Source organism: Streptomyces sp. NBC_00353 (assembly GCF_036108815.1).
Classification (GTDB): domain Bacteria; phylum Actinomycetota; class Actinomycetes; order Streptomycetales; family Streptomycetaceae; genus Streptomyces.
Genome location: NZ_CP107985.1, coordinates 6829210 through 6847994, shown reverse-complemented (window position 1 = coordinate 6847994; position 18785 = coordinate 6829210). Strand labels below are relative to the sequence as shown.

General features: G+C 71.8%; 17 protein-coding genes and 2 pseudogenes. 9 read left to right on the top strand and 10 right to left on the bottom strand.

All coding sequences use genetic code 11. The features are described 5' to 3' along the window. Window positions 1-47 precede the first annotated feature (47 nt). Window positions 48-2516: a beta-glucosidase family protein gene (locus tag OHA88_RS30800; RefSeq protein WP_328627899.1), complete on the bottom strand. Its 2469-nt coding sequence runs from the start codon at window positions 2514-2516 to the stop codon at window positions 48-50. Window positions 2517-2676: 160 nt separating this feature from the next. Here OHA88_RS30800 and OHA88_RS30795 point away from each other — a divergent pair, with 160 nt between their 5' ends. Further along, window positions 2677-3282, top strand: coding sequence for a TetR/AcrR family transcriptional regulator (locus OHA88_RS30795; protein ID WP_326814330.1), 606 nt, complete (start codon window positions 2677-2679; stop codon window positions 3280-3282). Between the two features lie 7 nt (window positions 3283-3289). Here OHA88_RS30795 and OHA88_RS30790 read toward each other — a convergent pair whose 3' ends face one another. From OHA88_RS30790 to OHA88_RS30770, 5 genes and pseudogenes are all read right to left on the bottom strand, one after another. Beyond that, window positions 3290-3898, bottom strand: a complete 609-nt coding sequence (locus OHA88_RS30790) for a LysE family translocator (RefSeq protein WP_267005318.1) — start codon at window positions 3896-3898, stop codon at window positions 3290-3292. Window positions 3899-3919: 21 nt separating this feature from the next. Beyond that, the gene (locus OHA88_RS30785) at window positions 3920-4708 is read right to left on the bottom strand and encodes an EI24 domain-containing protein (protein ID WP_326603595.1); all 789 of its coding nucleotides are present in this window, start codon (window positions 4706-4708) and stop codon (window positions 3920-3922) included. Between the two features lie 204 nt (window positions 4709-4912). Continuing rightward, a pseudogene (locus tag OHA88_RS30780) lies at window positions 4913-5029 on the bottom strand (alpha-L-arabinofuranosidase C-terminal domain-containing protein); the annotation flags it as partial. A gap of 70 nt (window positions 5030-5099) precedes the next feature. Further along, window positions 5100-5528: an organic hydroperoxide resistance protein gene (locus OHA88_RS30775; protein ID WP_328627898.1), complete on the bottom strand. Its 429-nt coding sequence runs from the start codon at window positions 5526-5528 to the stop codon at window positions 5100-5102. 88 nt (window positions 5529-5616) lie between these two features. Further along, window positions 5617-6636 carry an NADP-dependent oxidoreductase gene (locus OHA88_RS30770; RefSeq protein WP_328627897.1) on the bottom strand — a complete coding sequence of 340 codons (1020 nt, stop codon included), beginning with the start codon at window positions 6634-6636 and terminating at the stop codon, window positions 5617-5619. Window positions 6637-6796: 160 nt separating this feature from the next. Here OHA88_RS30770 and OHA88_RS30765 point away from each other — a divergent pair, with 160 nt between their 5' ends. Next, the gene (locus OHA88_RS30765; protein ID WP_267005314.1) at window positions 6797-7234 is read left to right on the top strand and encodes a MarR family winged helix-turn-helix transcriptional regulator; all 438 of its coding nucleotides are present in this window, start codon (window positions 6797-6799) and stop codon (window positions 7232-7234) included. A 171-nt stretch (window positions 7235-7405) separates the two neighbouring features. Here OHA88_RS30765 and OHA88_RS30760 read toward each other — a convergent pair whose 3' ends face one another. Then, window positions 7406-8059 (bottom strand): hypothetical protein, encoded by a 654-nt coding sequence (locus OHA88_RS30760; protein WP_328627896.1) that lies wholly within the window; start codon window positions 8057-8059, stop codon window positions 7406-7408. Between the two features lie 21 nt (window positions 8060-8080). Continuing rightward, window positions 8081-8359, bottom strand: a pseudogene (locus OHA88_RS44705) (SCO2400 family protein); the annotation flags it as partial. Between the two features lie 78 nt (window positions 8360-8437). Between OHA88_RS44705 and OHA88_RS30755 the strand changes: the two are divergent. The 3 genes from OHA88_RS30755 (at window position 8438) to OHA88_RS30745 (ending at window position 11789) form a co-directional block, all read left to right on the top strand. Next, window positions 8438-9013 (top strand): hypothetical protein, encoded by a 576-nt coding sequence (locus tag OHA88_RS30755; RefSeq protein ID WP_326603603.1) that lies wholly within the window; start codon window positions 8438-8440, stop codon window positions 9011-9013. Between the two features lie 130 nt (window positions 9014-9143). After that, complete coding sequence (locus OHA88_RS30750; protein WP_328627895.1) at window positions 9144-10181, top strand: rod shape-determining protein; 1038 nt, start codon at window positions 9144-9146, stop codon at window positions 10179-10181. An 18-nt stretch (window positions 10182-10199) separates the two neighbouring features. Continuing rightward, a complete protein-coding gene (locus OHA88_RS30745; RefSeq protein ID WP_328627894.1) occupies window positions 10200-11789 on the top strand; it encodes a GAF domain-containing protein in 1590 nt (529 codons plus the stop codon). Here OHA88_RS30745 and OHA88_RS30740 read toward each other — a convergent pair. Further along, a complete protein-coding gene (locus tag OHA88_RS30740) occupies window positions 11767-12198 on the bottom strand; it encodes an Lrp/AsnC family transcriptional regulator (RefSeq protein WP_030925866.1) in 432 nt (143 codons plus the stop codon). The genes OHA88_RS30745 and OHA88_RS30740 overlap by 23 nt on opposite strands. Window positions 12199-12324: 126 nt before the next feature. Here OHA88_RS30740 and OHA88_RS30735 point away from each other — a divergent pair, with 126 nt between their 5' ends. The 4 genes from OHA88_RS30735 (at window position 12325) to OHA88_RS30720 (ending at window position 17438) form a co-directional block, all read left to right on the top strand. Then, on the top strand, window positions 12325-13554 hold the full coding sequence (locus tag OHA88_RS30735) for an MFS transporter (protein ID WP_443044311.1): 1230 nt from the start codon (window positions 12325-12327) through the stop codon (window positions 13552-13554). Window positions 13555-13681: 127 nt separating this feature from the next. Next, entirely contained in the window at window positions 13682-15154 is a 1473-nt protein-coding gene (locus tag OHA88_RS30730) for an acyl-CoA synthetase (RefSeq protein WP_328627892.1), read from the top strand. Beyond that, entirely contained in the window at window positions 15147-16517 is a 1371-nt protein-coding gene (locus tag OHA88_RS30725) for a carboxyl transferase domain-containing protein (RefSeq protein ID WP_328627891.1), read from the top strand. The genes OHA88_RS30730 and OHA88_RS30725 overlap by 8 nt, the downstream gene beginning before the upstream one ends. A 120-nt stretch (window positions 16518-16637) precedes the next feature. After that, window positions 16638-17438: a VOC family protein gene (locus OHA88_RS30720; RefSeq protein WP_328627890.1), complete on the top strand. Its 801-nt coding sequence runs from the start codon at window positions 16638-16640 to the stop codon at window positions 17436-17438. Window positions 17439-17510: 72 nt separating this feature from the next. On the opposite strand, the gene OHA88_RS30715 is transcribed toward OHA88_RS30720, so the two are convergent. Next, entirely contained in the window at window positions 17511-18779 is a 1269-nt protein-coding gene (locus OHA88_RS30715; RefSeq protein ID WP_328627889.1) for an MFS transporter, read from the bottom strand. Window positions 18780-18785: the final 6 nt, after the last annotated feature.

The window sequence follows — 18785 nt, the reverse complement described above, 5'->3', positions numbered from 1 at the left end:
GGGGCGGGGTCAGGTGCCGCTCCGGGGCTCTTCGGTCCGAGGGGGTGTTACTCCTTGATCTCCGTGGTCGCCGTCAGGCGTACGTCCCCGAGCGAGCGTGCCGCCTGCACCTCGTAGCTGCCCGGCACGAGGGTCCAGTCGTACGCCGTCTCGTCCCAGAGTTCGTACGCACGCCGCTCCAGTTCGATCACGGCCTCGGCGGTCTCGCCCGGCGCCGCCTCGACGCGGGCGAAGCCGGCCAGCCACCGGGCCGGGCGTTCGGCGCTCTCCGACTGCGGTGCCAGGTAGATCTGGACGGTCTCGCCGCCGTGGCGGTTGCCCGTGTTGCGCAGGCGGACGGTGGCGGAGTCGGGGGTGGCCGCCAGGGACTCGTACTCCCAGGTGGTGTAGCCGAGTCCGTGGCCGAAGGGGTACGCGGGTGCGGTGCCCGCCTTCTCCCAGGCCCGGTAGCCGACGAAGACGCCCTCGTCGTAGTGGAGTTCTCCGTCGGTGGGGGTGGTGGTGGAGACCGGGACGTCGGCGAGCGCGACCGGCCAGGTGGTGGGCAGGCGGCCGCCCGGTTCGGCGGCACCGAGCAGGACGTCGGCGAGGGCAGCTCCGCCCTCCTGGCCCGGGAACCAGCTGAGCAGCACCGCGGCGACCTCGTTGCGCCAGGGAAGCTCCACCGGGGAGCCGGAGTTGACGACCACGACGGTGTTCGGGTTGACCGCGGCGACGGCGCGGACCAGGTCGTCCTGGTGCCCGGGGAGCCTCAGGTCGGTGCGGTCGAAGCCCTCGGACTCGACGCGTTCGGTGGTGCCGACCACGACGACCGCGGTGTCCGCGGCGCGGGCCGCTTCGACGGCCTCGGCGATCAGCTCGTCGGGGTCACGGCGCGGGCCGAGGTGGCAGAAGGAGAACGAGACGCCGGGGATGGGTGAGTCGGCGGCGAGGGTCTCGGGGACCTGGCGCAGCGATACCTCGACGGGGACGCCCGCGGTGAGGGTGGTCCGTCCGCGCTCCAGCGGGCTGCCGAAGAACGCCTCGCCGGGGTCGGTGGAGCCGGTGACACGGTGGATTCCGTCGTACAGGGTCTCGCCCGCGACGGTGAGGGTGAGCGCGCCGGTACCGCGGGTACCGAAGGCGTGCTCGCCGGTGTCGCGTGGGACGAACGTGCCGGTGATCTCGACGCTGTGCAGCGTCTCGTGGGTCACACCGTCGGGGAGGTCGTCACCGATCCACTGGACGGTGCCGCTGTGCAGCGGGGCCGAGCCGAGGACCGTGCCGGCCGTGTCGTAGCAGACGGCCCGGAGCTCGAAGCCCTGCTCGGCGGGGGCGAGGTCACTGTTCGGGTCGGCGCCGATGCGGTAGTCGAGCGCGTCCTCGGGCAGGGCCGCGGTGAGGCCGTCGAGCGGCGAGACGATGTGGTGCGGGAAGACCTGTGCGGAGCCGCCGCCGAGGACGCGGGCGTCGCGGGCGAGGGCGCCGCTGAGGGCGATCTTGCGGACGGCGGCCGGGGCGATGGGGAGTGTGGCGCGTTCGTTGCGTACGAGGACGAAGGAGCGGCGGGCGATCTCGCGGGCGAGCGCGTCGCCGTCGATGCCGGTTGGATGGTCCGCCGGGCCGACGACGGGCGGGGCGCCGTCCAGGATGCCGACGCGGGCGGCGAGCCGCAGGACGTTGCGTACGGCCCCGTCGACGACGGACTCCTCGATCCGACCGGCGCGGACTGCGTCGGCGAGCGCCTTCCCGTACACGGTCCTCGGTCCCGGCATGGCGACGTCGAGGCCGCCGGTGATCGCGGCGGTGGTGGATCGGGCGGCCAGCCAGTCGGAGACGATGGAGCCGTCGAAGCCCCATTCGCCGCGCAGCACCGCGTTCTGCAGATAGCGGTGCTCGGTCATCGTGGAGCCGTTGACCTGGTTGTAGGCGGCCATGATGCCCCACGGACGGGCGTTCCTGACGATCCGTTCGAACGGGGCGAGATAGATCTCGCGCAGCGTGCGCGGGGCGACGACGTTGTCGACGGTGAAGCGGTCGGTCTCCGCGTCGTTGGCGACGAAGTGCTTGACGGTCGTGCCGACGCCGCCGTCCTGCACGCCGCGCACATAGCCGGTGCCGATCTCGCCGGTGAGGTACGGGTCCTCGCTGTACGCCTCGAAGTGGCGGCCGCCGAGCGGGGAGCGGTGGAGGTTCACGGTCGGGGCCAGGAGGACGTGCACCCCCTTGCGGCGGGCCTCCTGGGCCAGCAGCCGGCCCGCCCGCCGGGCGAGGGCCGGGTCCCAGGTCGCGGCGAGCGCGGTGGGCGAAGGGAGGGCGACGGACGGGTCCTCGGCGGTCCAGCGGACGCCGCGGACGCCGATCGGACCGTCGGACATGACCAGCGACCGCAGGCCGACGGCGGGGAGCGCGGGCAGCGACCACATGTCCTGGCCGGCCAGCAGCCGGGCCTTGTCGTCGAGTCCCAGCGCGGCCAGTGCCGCGTCGACCACGGCCTCACGGGCCGCATCGGAGTGAGTGATGGACGCTTCTGCCACGGCCGTACCTCCTCGTCGTAGGTCCTCCGGAGAATGTCTCCATAACGAACCCCTTGCCAGTAGAACAGTAGGATTCGTTACCTTCCTGTTATCCACGGGGATGGCGTACGGTCCTGCTGGCAGGGACGGACAGCACCGAAAGGCCGAAAGGGGCCGGGCGATGGCGCGGGCCAGAACCGAGGAGCGGCGGGCGGAGATCCTCCGGGCCACCCTCGAAGTGATCGCCGAGCGCGGCTATCGCGGCGCCACGCTGGGCGCGGTCGCCGAGCGGGTGGGCCTCAGCCAGCAGGGGCTGCTGCACTACTTCCCGACCAAGGAAGCGCTGCTCGTAGCAGTGCTGGAGGAACGCGACCAGTGGGACACGGGCGGCGGGGCCCGCAGCGACGGCACCTGGCGGGCCGATCTGCTGGGCTCGCTCGTCGAGTACAACGCGATGCGGCCCGGTGTCGTCCAGACGTTCTCCGCGCTGCTCGGCGAGAGTGTGACGGAAGGGCATCCGGCCGGGGAGTTCTTCACCCGGCGCTACACGCAGGTCCGCGCGAGCATGGCGGCCATGCTCCGCGGGGAGTACGGCGAGACGCTGCCCGGCGGTCTCACCCCGGAGCGGGCGGCACCGCTGCTGGTCGCGGTGCTGGACGGACTCCAGTACCAGTGGCTGCTCGACCCCGGAGCGGTGGACATGCCGGCCGCGTTCCAGGACTTTCTGCGACTGTTGCGGCCGGAGCCCGCGGACGCCCCGGACGAGCCCGACGTGCACAGCGGCTGAGCGTCGCTCAGCGGGCGAGGCCGAGCGTGACACCCAGCCCGATGAGCACCGAACCGATGCCGCGGTTGAGGACCTTCTGCCACCGCAGCATCGCGGTGCGCAGCTGCTCGTGCGAGAAGAACAGCGCGACCAGCGCGAACCAGCCGAGGTGGGCGGCGGACATGAAGAGCCCGTAACCCGCCTGCTGCCACAGACCGGTGTCTTCCCCGACGACCTGGGTGAAGGTCGACACGACGAAGAGCGTGGTCTTGGGGTTCAGCGCGTTGGTCAGGAAGCCGGTGCGCAGAGCCCCGAGCCGGGTCAGGGCCGGCTTCGACTCCAGATCGACGACGAGATCGTTGCGGGCGAAGAACGTCCGTACCCCGATGTAGACGAGATACGCCGCGCCGGCCAGCTTGATCGCGGTGAACAGGGCGGTCGAGGACGCGATCAGCAGCCCGACGCCGAGCATCGTGTACGTGACATGGACGAGGACGCCCGCGGCGACTCCGGTGGCCGCGAGGAGACCGGTCGTCCGGCCGTAGAGGTAGCTGTTGCGCACGACCATCGCGAAGTCGGCGCCCGGGCTGATGACGGCGAGGACGGTGATGACGGCGACGGCGATGATCTCGGTCATGGCTCGGGGTCTCCTCGGTCCTCAGTCCTTGTTGAGGGTGTACGGGGAAGGGGCCGCGTCCTCGTCGTCGGAGGGCGGCGCCGTCAGGTCCCGCGCGAGCAGGGTGGCTCCGGCGACGGCGCCCGGCATCAGGAACACCGCGACGAACGGGACCAGGAAGGCGAGTCCCAGCGGTACCCCGAAGCCGAGGGTCAGCATGCGGCGGCCGCGCAGCAGGACGAGCCGGTCCGCCAGGACCAGGCCGCGGCGCTGGAGCGCGACCGCGGTGAGCTCCTCGGCGAGGAAGTAGCCGGTGACACAGAAACCGATCGCGGGGACCACGGTCTGGCCGACGACCGGGACGAACCCGAGGGCGAAGAGCAGTACGGCGTACAGCGAGACGCGCACGAGGATGCGGAGGCTGTCACGGGCGGAGATCCACAGTTCGCGCCAGAGCGGCAGCCCGGACTCGGGGACGTCGCCGCCCTCCGACCGGTCCACCTGCTCGGAGAGCGACTCGTAGAACGGCTGGCCGACCAGCAGCGTCACGGCGGTGAACGTGATCACGGCGAGGAACAGCCCGAGGGCGAAGACCAGCACGGTGAGCGTGACCCGGAGCAGGCCGAGCCAGGGCGAGGACCAGTCGTCGGCGAACGGGGTCGCCCAGGCCACGAAGTCGTCGGCGCCGTAGCCGAGTCCGACGAGCGCTGCCGCGTACACGACGAGCGTGACGAGGCCGGGGATCAGGCCGAAGCCGAACCAGCGTCCGTGCCGGCCGACCCAGCGTTGCCCCTTGATCAAATAGCTGAAACCCACCCCTAGATCGCGCATGGCGTCAGCGTAACGGGGGTGGTAGGGGTCGTGTTGACCGGGGAGTTGGGGGCCGGACCGGACTTCCCCGGACGTTCCGCCCTCGCTCTCCGCGCGGTCGAATCCGTCCGCGGTCGGATCCGTCCGCGGTCGGATCCGTCCGCGGTCAGGCCAGGCGGATCATGTTCCAGGACATGGGTTCCAGTGCCACCCTCAGCACTGCACCGTCGAGCGTCGTGCCCTGCGGCGGACGCCCGTCATGATCGGGGCGATCACATCGACCAGTTGGGCGAGGCGGGCGACGGTCACCCGGTCCGCGTGGCGGAGCAGCGCGATGATCAGGGGGGTACGCAGTTGAGGGCCGCACCCCGGCGGGGTGCGGCCCTCAACTGCGTACAGGCAGTGCGGACGATCAGACGACCGACAGCTCGACCTTGATGTTGCCGCGCGTGGCGTTCGAGTACGGGCACACCTGGTGGGCCTTCTCGATGAGCGACTGCGCGGTGGTGGTGTCGACGTTCGGGATGGTCGCGGAGATCGCGACCTCCAGGCCGAAGCCACCCTCGGCGGTCTTGCCGATGGAGACCGCGGCGGTCACGGTGGAGCCGGAGATGTCGGCCTTCTCCTGACGGGCCACCACACCGAGGGCGCCCTGGAAGCAGGCGCTGTAGCCGGCTGCGAAGAGCTGCTCCGGGTTGGTGCCCGCACCGTTGCCGCCCAGCGCCTTCGGCGGGTTGACGACGACGTCGAGCCGGCCGTCGTCGGAGGAGACGCGGCCGTCACGGCCGTTCTCCGCAGTGGCGACAGCGGTGTACGCGACGGTTATGTCCTGAATGGCCATGCTGAGGTTTCCTCTGCTGTAGCGCCGCAACTCGCGCCCACGATCGCGACGGCCTGCGGATGAGACTAGCGGTGACGGCGAACGGCTGTCAGCCGAGGGAAACGATCATCTTTCCGGTGTTCTCGCCGCGCATCAGGCCGAGGAACGCATCGAAGCCGTTCTCGATGCCCTCGACGACGGTCTCGCGGTACTTCAGCTCACCGGAGGCCAGCCAGCCGGCGACCTCCTGGACGAACTGCGGCTGGAGCGCGGTGTGGTCGCCGACGAGCATGCCCTGCAGACGCAGCCGCTTGCCGATGACGAGCGCGAGGTTGCGCGGGCCGGGGGTCGGCTCGGTCGCGTTGTACTGGGCGATCATTCCGCAGATGGTGGCGCGGCCGTGCACATGGAGCGAGGAGATCGCCGCTTCGAGGTGCTCGCCGCCGACGTTGTCGAAGTAGACGTCGATGCCGTCGGGGGCGGCCTGGCGCAGCTGCTCGGCAACCGGGCCGTTCTTGTAGTTGAAGGCGGCGTCGAAGCCGTACTCCTCGACGAGGAGCTTGACCTTCTCGTCGGATCCGGCCGAGCCGATGACCCGCGAGGCGCCCCTGAGCTTCGCCATCTGGCCGACCTGGCTGCCGACGGCACCGGCGGCACCGGAGACGAAGACGGCGTCGCCCTCCTTGAAGGACGCGACCTCGAAGAGGCCCGCGTAGGCGGTGAGCCCGGTCATGCCGAGCACGCCGAGGTAGGCGGAGAGCGGGGCCAGGTCCGGGTCGACCTTGACGGCGTGCTGGGCCGGGACGTCGGCGTACTCACGCCAGCCCAGACCGTGCAGGACGTGGTCACCGACCGCGATCCCCTCGGCGTTGGAGGCGATGACCTCGCCGACCGCGCCGCCTTCCATGGGGTGATCCAGCTTGAAGGGCGGGGTGTACGACTTCACGTCGTTCATCCTGCCCCGCATGTACGGGTCGACCGAGAAGTGCAGATTGCGGACGAGGACACGACCCTCGGCGGGAGCGGTGACCGGGGCCTCACGCAGCGCGAAATCCTCGGCCTTCGGCCAGCCGTGGGGGCGGGCGACAAGGTGCCATTCACGGCTCGACGTGGGAAGTGCTGCAGACATGGGCTCGGGTTCTCCTCGATGTCCTACGAGTGGGGGAAGCGTTTCGCCGGGTCCCGCCGGGTTCGGCCCGCCGGGTTCCGTCGCAGAAAAGCTTCATGACGTGAAACAACCATGCTCCTGAATATTTCATGTTGTCAAGTAACTGGGTATCCTGGGTGTCATGGCCACCACGCGAACAGACCCACTGACCCTCGAAGTCGTCGAGCTCATCGGCACGGTCGTGGCGCGCTACTACGAGGAGTACGACCGGGCCGCGGCCGCGCACTCGCTCACCGGTGCGCAGGCCCGGGTCCTCGGGCTGCTCTCCCTGGAGCCGACGCCGATGCGCAAGATCGCCCAGAAACTGAAGTGCGAGCCGTCGAACGTGACGGGGATCGTCGACCGGCTGGAGACGCGTGGCCTGGTGGAGCGTCGGCCCGACCCGGCCGACCGGCGGGTGAAGCTGGCCGCCGCGACGGAGAAGGGTGCCCGGACCGCGCTGCAGCTCCGCGAGTCGCTCGGCTTCGCACGCGAGCCGCTCGCCGAGTTGTCGCACGCGGAGCGTGCGGTGCTGCGGGACCTGCTGCGACGGATGCTGGGCGTGGACACGGAGTCCTAGAGCTGCAGGCCCGAGGGGTGTCCCGTAATCCCTGGCGGGGGCACGACAGCTACGGCACCTCCCCGCGTTGCCGGAACGGCCGAACACGCCCCGTACGAGGACGTCCCTCCGCCTCGCGATACACCGCATCCGACGCCGCGCGCTGATCCACCAGGGATCACGGGACAGCCCTCAGAAGCAGAAAATGAGCCAGCACGACTCGGTCTTGGTCGGGCTGGGCTTGGGCGGCGCGGGGTTCGGGGGCTGTGACGGGTTGCCGGTCGGGGTACCCGACGGGTCGCGAGGCGATCCGGAAGGACTCGGTCCGGACGACGGATCCGTGGAGGACGTGGCGCCGTCGGAGGGCGTGATGGTGGCCGCGGGCGGGCCGGAGCCCGCACCTCCGGGGGCACCGGCGCCGGTGCCGGTCCCCGTGCCCGGACGGACGGTGCCGGAGGTGTGCGCGTCGGTGGAGGGGACGGTGGAGGGGCTGTCCACCGGTCCGGGGCGGTCGATGTCGTGGCTCGACGAGGGTTTCGGCGCCGGCGCGGTCGTGACGTCGGTGGCCTCGCGCACGTAGTCCGAGGCGCCGTCGTCGCCCTTCGGTTCGATGGCCAGCTCGGCGAGGCTCAGCGCCCCGGCGGCGAGCACGACACCGAGGACGGCGAGCAGGGCGGTACGGCCGCGACGGCGGTGCGAACGGCGGCCGCGCCCTCCCCGGCCGCCACGTTGCCCCCTGGCGCCTCGTTCTCCCCGGCCGCCACGCTGGTCCCTCGCGACAAGCTCGTCCCTGGCGACAAGCTCCTCCCCGGCGACAAGCTCGTCCCCGGCAGCGCGCTCGTCCATGCCGTCTCGCTCGTCCCGGCGCGCTCGACGCGAGCCGCCCGATGCGCGCGCATTCGCGGACCCGCGTCTGCCTCCGGACCCGCGCGCAGCGCGGCCGCCCGGGGCAGGCTCGGCAGCGCCGCGGGACCGGCGGCGACGTCCGCCCGGCGCTGACGGCAGGGCTTTCACACGCTCCGCGTCCGGTTCGTGGCCGGAGAGGGCGGGCGTGGCGTAGTGGCTCAGCGCCTCGGCGGGGGTTCCGCACCCGGCACAGGCGAGGGCGCCGTTGAGATGCCGCTGACACGGGTGGCAGTAATCCATGGCGCCCGAAGATTAAGTGCCGATAGGACAACAGAGAAAGCCGCTCACGTGAGGATCCTGTGTGGAAACTTTAATTCCATGACCGTCGCCCCTTTTGGTCCACTCGAGTTCCAGCTCGTCCTGCTCCGCCGGATGGCCGACCACCAGCCCGGCCTCGTCGAGGACGCCCGGCACGAGCTCAGCGCCTCGCTCGCCGAGATGCGAGAGGCCAACCGCCGCTGGCAGGCGATGGTGCGGGCACCCCGCGGCCGCGGCTCGTTGCGCCGCTACCGCTCGGTGCTGGGCGAACCCGAGTCCTCCGTACACCGCCGGATCGGCGATCTGGAGTGCGACGCCCTGCTCTGGCCGGTGCCGCTCTGGCCGGAGCTGCGATTCGAGGTGATGGTCGCACCGGGCGGGGCCGTATGGAACGAGTGGCTGGTCAGAGCCCCGGGGGCGACCGGCCCCGAGCTCCGTACGACCGACGATCTGCACCCCTGGTCGTGCACTGTCGACGAGGTCGCCCGGGCCTTCCCGCCGGCCCGCCCGATGGAGGGCAGCGCACCGACCCGGTGGGCGCTCGCGATCACCGACCCCGGGACGGGTGCGCCGTACGTCGCCGAGTTCACCTGGGGGCTGTTCCAGCGACTGCTCCAGGGCACACCCCAACCCTGACCTGGCAGTCCGCCGGCTCCGCGCCCCCTGATGGCCCATCCCAGCGGGCGGCGGCACCGCGCGCGCCGCACGATGCGAAGAGGGCCGGCCACCGCCGGCACCCCCCATCAGCGCTCCCGGGAGACCTGCCGTGACCGTCAGTCTTGAGCAGTTGCGCCGCTGCCACGTCGCCGTCGACCTCGGGGCCGCCCGGACCCGCGTGTACATCAAAGGGCTCGGGCTCGTCGTCGACGAACCGAGTGCCGCCGCCATCAACACCCGTAGCGGTTCGCTCATCGCCGTCGGTGAGCTCGCCGAGAAGATGACGGGCCGCACCCCCGACTACATCCGGGTGGTCCGCCCGGTCTCCGGCGGGAGCGTCATCGACATCGAAATGGCCCAGCGCATGCTCCGCCATCTGCTCGGCGAGAAGCTCCGCCGTCAGCTGCGCCGCAAGCCGCGGCTGCGCGCAGCCGCCTGCACCCCGCACGACAGCGATCCGCTCGCCCAGCGCGCCACCATCGAGACCCTGGTCGGGCTAGGCGCCCGGCGGGTCGAGCTGGTCGACACCCTGCTTGCCGCGGCGGTCGGCTGCGACCTCCCGGTCGAGCAACCGGTCGGGAGCATGATCATGGTGTGCGGGGCGGCGACCACGCAGATCGCCGTGCTCTCGCTCGGTTCGATCGTGACCGCCGTACGGATCCCGATCGGCGGCGACGCCATCGACCACGCGGTGATCCAGCATCTGCGCCAGCAGCATGAGTTGATGCTGCCGAGCCAGTCGGTACGCCCGTTGCAGCTGGCCCTCAGCGGCAACGGCCTGACCCCGCACGGGCCCGCCGTGACCGAGATCCACGGCCGTGACGTCGTGACCGGCCTGGCCCGCTCGGTGCAGGTCGACACCGCCGCCGTGCGGCGCGCCATCCACACCCCGCTGACCGCGGTCCTCGACGGTCTCGGCAAGGTGCTGCGCGACTGCCCGCCCGATCTGGTGGCCGACCTCGCGGACTGCGGGATCATGATGGTCGGCGGAAGTGCGCTGCTGCCCGGGCTCGACCAGATGCTGCGCGATGCGACGGGCATGCCGGTGCACATCGCGGAGCGCCCCGATGTGTGCGCCGTCCTGGGGCTCGGCGCCATGCTGGACGGCAAGGTCGAGCCGATGGTCCTCAACCCGCTGGTCGCCTGACGACCGCCGGGGCGGCGGATGACTTACGAGAGCGAAGGCCGGGGTCCGGCGGGCGGACCACCGAGCAGCAGACCCCGCAAGCTGCCGATACTCCTGGAAGCGGTGCTCAGCGTCGGCACCGATCTCGAACTGCGGGCCACCCTCCAGCAGATCGTGGACACCGCCACCGCGCTCACCGAGGCCCGGTACGGCGCGCTCGGCGTCCTCGACCCCCACCGCAACACCATCACCGAACTGTTCACCTCCGGTCTGACCGATGCCGAACAGCAGCGCATCGGCCGCTTCCCGGACGGGCACTCGGGGCTGCTCGGCGTGCTCGTCGAGGAACCCGAACCGCTGCGCTCGGACGATCTGACCGCCGACCCGCGCTCCAGCGGCGTGCCGCCCGGCCATCCACGGATGCGTTCCTTCCTCGGGACACCCATCCGGGTGCACAGCGAGGTGTTCGGCAATCTCTATCTCACCGAGAAACGCACCGGGCACTTCACCGACACGGACATGGCGCTGCTGCGGGTCCTCGCCGCTCAGGCAGGGATCGCGATCGGCAACGCCCGGCTGTACGAGACGGTCTGCCAGCGGGAGCGCTGGATCGAGGGCGCGGCAGCCGTCACCACGGCCCTGCTGGGCGGCACGAACGCGACGGACGCGTTGATGACCGTTGCCGAGCAGGCCCGCATTCTCGCCGATGCCTCGGCCGGGGTGATCCTCCAGCCGACCGAGGACGGCGGGATGGAGATCGTCACCGCGTCCACGCTCGACGACCCGGCCGGCATCGTCGGCACCACCATCGAGCCGGGCTCCCCCGTTCTGGTGCAGCTGCTGGGCGGAGAGCCGGTCTTCATCGACGACTCGGCGACGGATCCGCGGATGACGACACATGTGCGGACCCGGTTCGGTCCCAGCATGATGCTGCCGTTGCAGAGCGGCGGCAGGCTCATCGGCACCCTCGCACTGCCCCGGCGGCGCGGCGGCCGCCCGTACACGGCCGTGGACCGGCTGCTGGCCTCCCAGTTCGCCTCGCAGGCCGCACTCGCCCTGGTGCTGGCGGACGCCCAGCACAACAGGGAACAGCTCGCGGTGTACGAGGACCGTGACCGGATCGCCCGCGATCTGCACGATCTCGTCGTCCAGAGGCTCTTCGCGACCGAGATGATGCTGGAGTCGACCCGCCGCCGGGCGGCCGCCCCGGAGACGGACGAGCTGCTCACCCAGGCCGTCGACGAGCTGAACTCCACCATTCAGGAAGTACGGACCGCGATCTTCGCCCTCCAGCAGCCGCCCACCGAGGCACCCAGCACCTTTCGCGGCCGGGTGCTCCGGGAGACCGGGGGCGCGGCCTCCGTCCTCGGCTTCCAGCCGTCGGTGCAGTTCACCGGGGCGGTGGACTCACTCGTACGGCAGCCCGCGGACCGGCAGCTCCTCGCGGCTTTGCGCGGCGCGCTCGCGGCGGCGCACCGTCGGACCGGGGTGTCGGCCATCGAGGTGGAGGTGGACGCGACGGCGCGGCTGCCCGACGGGCGGGCCGCAGTCCGGCTGGCGGTCGCCGACGACGGGCGGGGCGACGACGGCTCGCGCTCCACGACGTTCACCTGGCAGGCGCCGCTCTGAGCGCGACCCGAGTGCTGGAGTGGGCCACGCCCGCTTCCCGCTTGAGCCGGCGCAGCAGTCCGTCCAGGGCGGCGGTGTCGGCGACCGTGGCCCGTACGAGGTAGTCGTGCCCGCCCGTCACGTGCACCACTTCGGTGATGCCGGGCAGGGCGAGAACCGCCCGTTCGAACACTTCGTTGGTCGTGTCGATACGCAGCGTCACATCGATGAAGACGACCAGGCCCGTTCGGGTGTCGGCGGCCGGGTCGATGATCACGGTGAAGCCGCGGATCACGCCGTCGCGGCGCAGCCGCCGCACCCGGTCGGCCGCGGCGTTGGCACTGAGGCCGACCCGTACCCCCAGATCGCGGTACGAGATCCGCGCGTCCTCCTGGAGGACGCTGAGGATTTCCCTGTCCAGACGGTCCATACCGCGATTGTCGCAGCTTGTGCCGAATTACGACTGCGGAGACCGCCTCGGCCGGGCCGGTGGACCCGTGACCCGCCTGGCGTAGGCCGACGGGCCCACCGGCACCGCCCGGCCTTGACTTGCAGGGTGGAAGCCGTCAAGCAGTCTCCCGCTCGGACAGGCCGGCCGTCCGCGGCCGCATACCGCAACCTTGTGGTGGCCACGATCGGCTTCGGACTCACGTTCTGGGCCTGGAACCTGATTGCGCCGCTCTCCGGGGACTACAAGGAGCGGCTCGGGCTGAGCTCGTTCGAGCAGTCGCTGCTGGTCGCCGTGCCGGTGCTGGTCGGTTCGCTGGGCCGGATCGCGGCGGGGGCATTCACCGACAAGTACGGCGCCCGGCTGATGTTCCCGCTGGTCTCGGCGCTGACCATCGTCCCCGTACTGCTGCTGATCCCGGCGAGGAACTCGTACGGGGCGATGCTCGCCGTGGGCTTTCTGCTGGGGCTGGGCGGCACGACGTTCGCGATCGGCATCCCGCTGGTCAACTCGTGGTTCCCGCCCTCCGATCGAGGGCTCGCGCTGGGTGTGTTCGGCATGGGCATGGGGGGTGTCGCACTCTCCGGTTACTTCACCCCGCGGATCGCCCGGCACGGCGACAACCTTCCGTTCCTCGTGGTCGCCGGTGCTCTGGTGGTGTACGCGGCACTGGCTGCGGCGCTGATCAGCGACCCCCCGGACCGGAAGGTACCGACCGACTCGCTCGGCCACCGGCTGGGCGACGCCGGGCGGCTGCGGGTCACCTGGGAACTCTCCGCGCTGTACGCGATCGGCTTCGGCGGCATCGTGGCGTTCGGCGTCTATCTGCCGACCTATCTGAAGACCTGGTACGGCCTCTCGCCGACCGACGCCGGCACGAAAGCCGCCGGGTTCGCCCTGGTCACCGTCGTCTTCCGGCCGATCGGCGGCTGGCTCTCGGACCACATCCACCCGGCGCTGGTCACCTCGGCGGCACTGGGGCTGGCCGCACTGATGGCGATCGTTCAGGCCTTCGACCCGAAGCTGGCGCCGGGCGGCACGATCGCACTGCTCTGCATGGCGGCCGGACTGGGCACGTCGAGCGGCAGCATCTTCGCCCTCGTCTCGCAGGTGACACCGCAGCCGAAGGTGGGCAGCGTCACCGGAATCGTCGGCGCGATGGGCGGACTCGGCGGCTTCGTCCCACCCTTGGTGATGGGCGCGATCTACAGCGCGAAGGGCTCGTACTCGATCGGCTTCATGCTGCTGTCCGACCTGGCACTGGCCGGATGCGTGTACGCGTACGGGCGGATGCGGAACATTCAGCGGGACCGGAGGACGCCCGAGCCGGCTGTCTGAGGGCTGTCCCGCGGGCGTTCCGGCAACGGAGGGGGTACCCCCGTGCCGTTGAGGCTACGGGGGAGAGGTGCCGTCGCCGTCGTCGTGCACCCGCCCGGGATCTCGGGACAGCCCTTAGGGTCGGAGGGTGACTTCTCTTCTGCCTGCGCTGCATGACGGAACCGGCCCCGCGGCCGCCCGGGAAGCCGTCCGGTTCGGTGAACACACCCTGACGTACGCACAGTTGGCCGCGGCCTCCGACGCACTCGCCGCGCGGCTCGCGGGCGTGGGAAGGGTCGCCGTCTGGGCCACGCCGACCGCCGAGACCGTCGTCGCGGTGGTGGCGGCGCTGCGGGCCGGGGTGCCCGCCGTCCCCCTCAACCCGAAGACCGGCGCACGCGAACTGGCGCACATCGTGGCCGACAGCGCCCCGTCGGTGGTGCTGGCCCGGGCGGGCGACGTGCTCCCGCCGATGCTCGCCGCGCTGGACCGTACGGATGTCGACACGGCAGCAGCGGCGGCCGAGGGCGTCGTCTTTCCCGAACCCTCCCCCGAGTCCCCCGCTCTGATCGTCTACACCTCCGGCACCACCGGCCCGCCCAAGGGGGCGATCCTGCCCCGCCGCGCGATCGCCGCCTCGCTGGACGCGCTGGCGGACGCCTGGCAGTGGACCGGCGACGACGTCCTTGTGCACGCCCTGCCGCTGTTCCATGTGCACGGCCTGATCCTGGGTGTGCTCGGGCCGCTGCGCCGGGGCGGATCGGTGCGGCATCTGGGGCGGTTCTCCACCGAGGGCGTGGCCCGGGAGCTGTCGTCCGGCGCCACGATGCTGTTCGGCGTGCCGACGATGTACCACCGGCTCGCCGAGGCGCTCGGTACGGCGACACCGGAGGCGGCCCAGCTGGCGAAGGCTCTCGCCGGGGCCCGGCTGCTGGTATCGGGGTCGGCCGCCCTTCCGGTCCATGACCACGAACGCATCGCGGCGGCGACCGGCCGGCGGGTCATCGAGCGGTACGGCATGACGGAGACCCTGATGAACACAGGCGTCCGGGCGGACGGCGAGCCTCGCCCCGGGACGGTCGGCGCACCGCTGCGGGGCGTCGAACTCCGGCTCGTCGAGGAGGACGGCACCCCGCTCGACGATCCGACGGCCGAGGGTGCGGTGGGCGAGATCCAGGTGCGCGGCCCGAACCTCTTCGCCGGCTATCTGAACCGCCCCGACGCGACGGCGGCCGCCTTCGCCGAGGACGGCTGGTTCCGTACCGGCGACATGGCCGCCCTCGACGCCGACGGCTATGTACGGATCGTCGGCCGCAAGGCCACCGACCTGATCAAGAGCGGCGGCTACAAGATCGGCGCGGGCGAGATCGAGAACGCGCTGCTGGACCACCCGGGCGTCCGCGAGGCCGCCGTCACCGGGGAGCCGGACCCGGACCTGGGCGAGCGGATCGTCGCCTGGGTGGTGCCGGCCGACCCGGCCGCACCGCCCGCGGAGGCCGAGCTCGCAGACCACGTGGCGGCCCAGCTGGCCCCGCACAAGCGCCCCCGCACAGTCCGCTATCTGGAGGCGCTGCCCCGCAACGACATGGGCAAGATCATGAAGCGGTCGCTCGGTGCGTAGGCGCCTGACGGCGCGGCAGGCGATCGCGGCGGTCACCGACGACTTCACCGAGTCCGACACCCCGCCCGGCGCGGAGATACCGGTGGACGGTCCGCTCTCCTGGTCCGGTTACGCGGACTCCCGGGCCCGCGCCGCGGCACGTACCGGCGAGGAGGAGTCCGTCGTCCACGGCCGTGCCACGGTCGGCGGCCGGCCGTGTGTGCTGGTCTCGTTCGAGTTCGGATTCCTGGGCGGATCGCTGGGGCAGCGCACCGGGGACCTGCTGGAAGCCGCCTACGGGACCGCACTCACCCGGCGGCTGCCGCTCGTCTCGATCGTCGCGACGGGCGGCAGCCGGATGCAGGAGGGCATGATCGCGCTCACCCAGCTCCAGCGGGTGGCACGTGCCTCGGCACGGCTGCGGGCGGCGGGTCTGCCGCAGCTCGCGGTCCTGCGCGATCCGACGACGGGCGGCGGCTGGGCCACGCTGGGGGCAGGCGCCGACGTGATCCTGGCGCTGCCCGGGGCCCAGATCGGGTTCGCCGGATCGCGGGTGCGGCCGGCGGACGCGGACCCGTCGGCGTACGCGGCGGAGGGCCAACTGGCGGCGGGCCAGATCGACGCGGTCGTCCAACCGGACGAGCTGCCACGGACGCTGGGGCGGTGGCTGGGCGCGCTGAGGGCGGCAGCCGTCGACGAGTCCGCCGTCCCCGCGCCGGTCCCGGGCACTCTCGCGGCCACCGGGCTGCCGGCGACCGGCTGGGACGCGGTGCAGCAGGCCCGTTCCTCGGCCCGGCCGCGTGCCGGGGCGTATCTCGACGCGTACTTCGATCACCTGCTGCCGCTCAGCGGCGACCGGTGCGGCGGTACGGATCCGGGGCTGCTCTGTGGGTTCGGGGTACGCGGCGGCCGGCCGATCGCGTACGTCGCCCAGTGCGGCACCGCGACCCGCCCGGCCGGCTACCGGACCGCGGCCCGGGTGATCCGGCTCGCGGACCGGCTCGGCGTGCCCGTCCTGACCCTGATCGACACCCCAGGGGCGGCGAACGACGCCGAGGCGGAACGGGCGGGCGCGGGGGCCGCCATCGCCGATGCGTTCGCGGCGATCGCCGAGGCCCGGGTCCCGGTGACGACCCTGGTGATCGGCGAGGGCGGCTCGGGCGGGGCACTCGCCCTGGCGGCGCCGGAGAACACATATGTCACCCAGGACAGCTACTTCTCCGTCATCGCCCCGGAGCTCGCGGCAGCCATCCTGAAGCGCTCCCCCGACGCCGTGCAGGCCACGGCCGACCAGTTGCGCCTGCGTCCGCAGGACCTGGTGGAGCTGGGGGTCGCCCGCGGCATCGCGGGCCCGGAGGCCACGGCCGCCGGCGGGCCGCTATGAGGATGCCCCTCCGCCTTGCGATGCACCGCATCCGACGCCGCGCGCCGGTCCACCAGGGACTACGGGACAGCCCTTAGCGTGAAAACCCGGACCGAATCACCGAGTCAGGAGCGCTGAACCATGGCTGTGGAACCAGAGGGCACCCCGTGCTGGGCGGACGCGATGTTCACCGATGTCGAGGGAGCGAAGAGCTTCTACGGTGACGTGCTGGGGTGGACGTTCGGCGAGTCGTCGTCGGAGTTCGGCAATTACACGCAGGCGTACGCGAACGGCAAGGCGGTGGCCGCCGTCGTGCCCCCGATGCCCGGCCAGGAAGGCCAGTCGGCATGGTGTCTGTACCTCGCGTCGCCGGACGCCGCCGCCACCGCCGCGAAGATCCGTGACAACGGCGGCGAGGTACTGATGGAGCCGATGCAGGTCGGCGACTTCGGCTCGATGGCACTGGCCCGCGACCCGGGCGGGGTGGTCTTCGGTGTGTGGCAGGCGGGGCGGCACGAAGGGTTCGAGGCCAGGGCAACACCGGGCGCGTACTGCTGGGCCGAGGTGTTCACCCGGGACCCGGCGAAGTCGGACGCGTTCTTCCCCGGTGTCTTCCCGTACCGCGTGAAGCAGATGCAGGACGACGCGATCGACTTCGCGCTCTACGACCTGGGCGCCGACCCGGTCCTGGGGCGGATGAAGATGACGGACGACTTCCCGCCCGAGGTACCGCCGTACCTCAATGTGTACTTCACCGTCGAGGACTGCGACGCGGCGGTCGCAAAGGCGACGGAGCGCGGGGCGATTCTCCGGTTCGGCCCGATGACCAGCCCGTTCGGCCGGTTCGCGGCGCTGAGCGACCCGCAGGGCGCGGCATTCTCCGTGATCGACGTCAAGACGACCGAGGGCGAGATGCCGAAGTTCTCCGACGCGACCGCCTGAACGGAGGAGCCGCGCCGCCGGGGGCCGGCCGGCCCGCGTGACCGGCCGGGCCCGGGCCACGGCCCCGCCCTGTCAGGGCTGCGGATCCCGGGCGTCGTACCGGGCGAATCCCCGCCACTTCAACGCGAGCAGCGACACCGCGACCACGCATGCGATGCCGCCCCCGGTGGCCGCCACCGTCGGGGACGCCAGATCGGCGACCGAACCCGCCAGGAAGTCCCCGAGCCGCGGCCCACCGGCCACCACCACGATGAACACGCCCTGCAGCCGCCCCCGCATCTCGTCCGGCACCGCCGCCTGGAGCATGGTGTTCCGGAAGACCATCGAGACGGTGTCCGCGCAGCCGGCGAGCGCCAGCAGGACCAGCCCGAGCCAGAGCTGGCGGGTCAGCCCGAAGACGGCGATGGCGCTGCCCCAGCAGGTCACGGCGGCGATCACCGCGAGTCCGTGCCGTCTGATCCGGCTCAGCCAGCCGGAGAACACCCCGCCCAGAAGTGCGCCCAGCGCCGGAGCCGCGACCAGCAGCCCGGTGGTCTTCGCGTCACCGCCGTACCAGACCACGGCGACGACCGGGAAGAGCGCCCGCGGGTGGGCGAGGACCATGGCGCACAGGTCGGTGAAGAAGGTCATCCGCAGAATGGGCCGCGCCGCCAGGAACCGCAGCCCGCCCACCACGGACGCCCGCTTCTCGCTCCCCGCGTCGTCCCCGCGCTCGGGGAGCATCGAGGGCAGCCGCCACATCGCGTACAGCGCGGCGGTGAAGGTGACGGCGTCGACGGTGTAGGCGGCCCGGTACCCCCACCAGCCGACCATGAGTCCGCCCAGCATCGGCCCGACCAGCGCACCGGTGGTGCTGGTGATCGAGCTGAGCGCGTTTGCGGCGGGCAGCTGCTCGGCCGGCAGAAGGCGCGCGACCATCGAGCTGCGGGCCGGTGAGTTGAGCGCGAAGCAGACCGCCTGCAGGGCGACGACCGCGTACAGCAGCCCCAACTGCTCGACCCCGGCGACGGTCGCGGCGACCAGTGCGACGGCGAGGACGAACGAACCGGAGGAGCTGGCCAGCCCCAGTTTGCGCCGGTCGACGGTGTCCGCGATGGCTCCGCCGTACAGCCCGAAGACGACCAGCGGCAGAAACGAACAGAACCCGATGAGCCCGACCGAGAAGGCGGACCCGGTGATGTCGTACACCTGGAGCGACACGGCGAGCGCCGTCATCCCCTGCCCGATCCAGGAAACCGTGTTCCCGAACCACAGCCGCCGGTAGTCGGGCGAGGTCCGCAGCGGAGTCAGGTCGGCGAGTATGCGCGTGCGATGTACAGGTTCTTCGGTCGTTTCGGTCACAGCGGA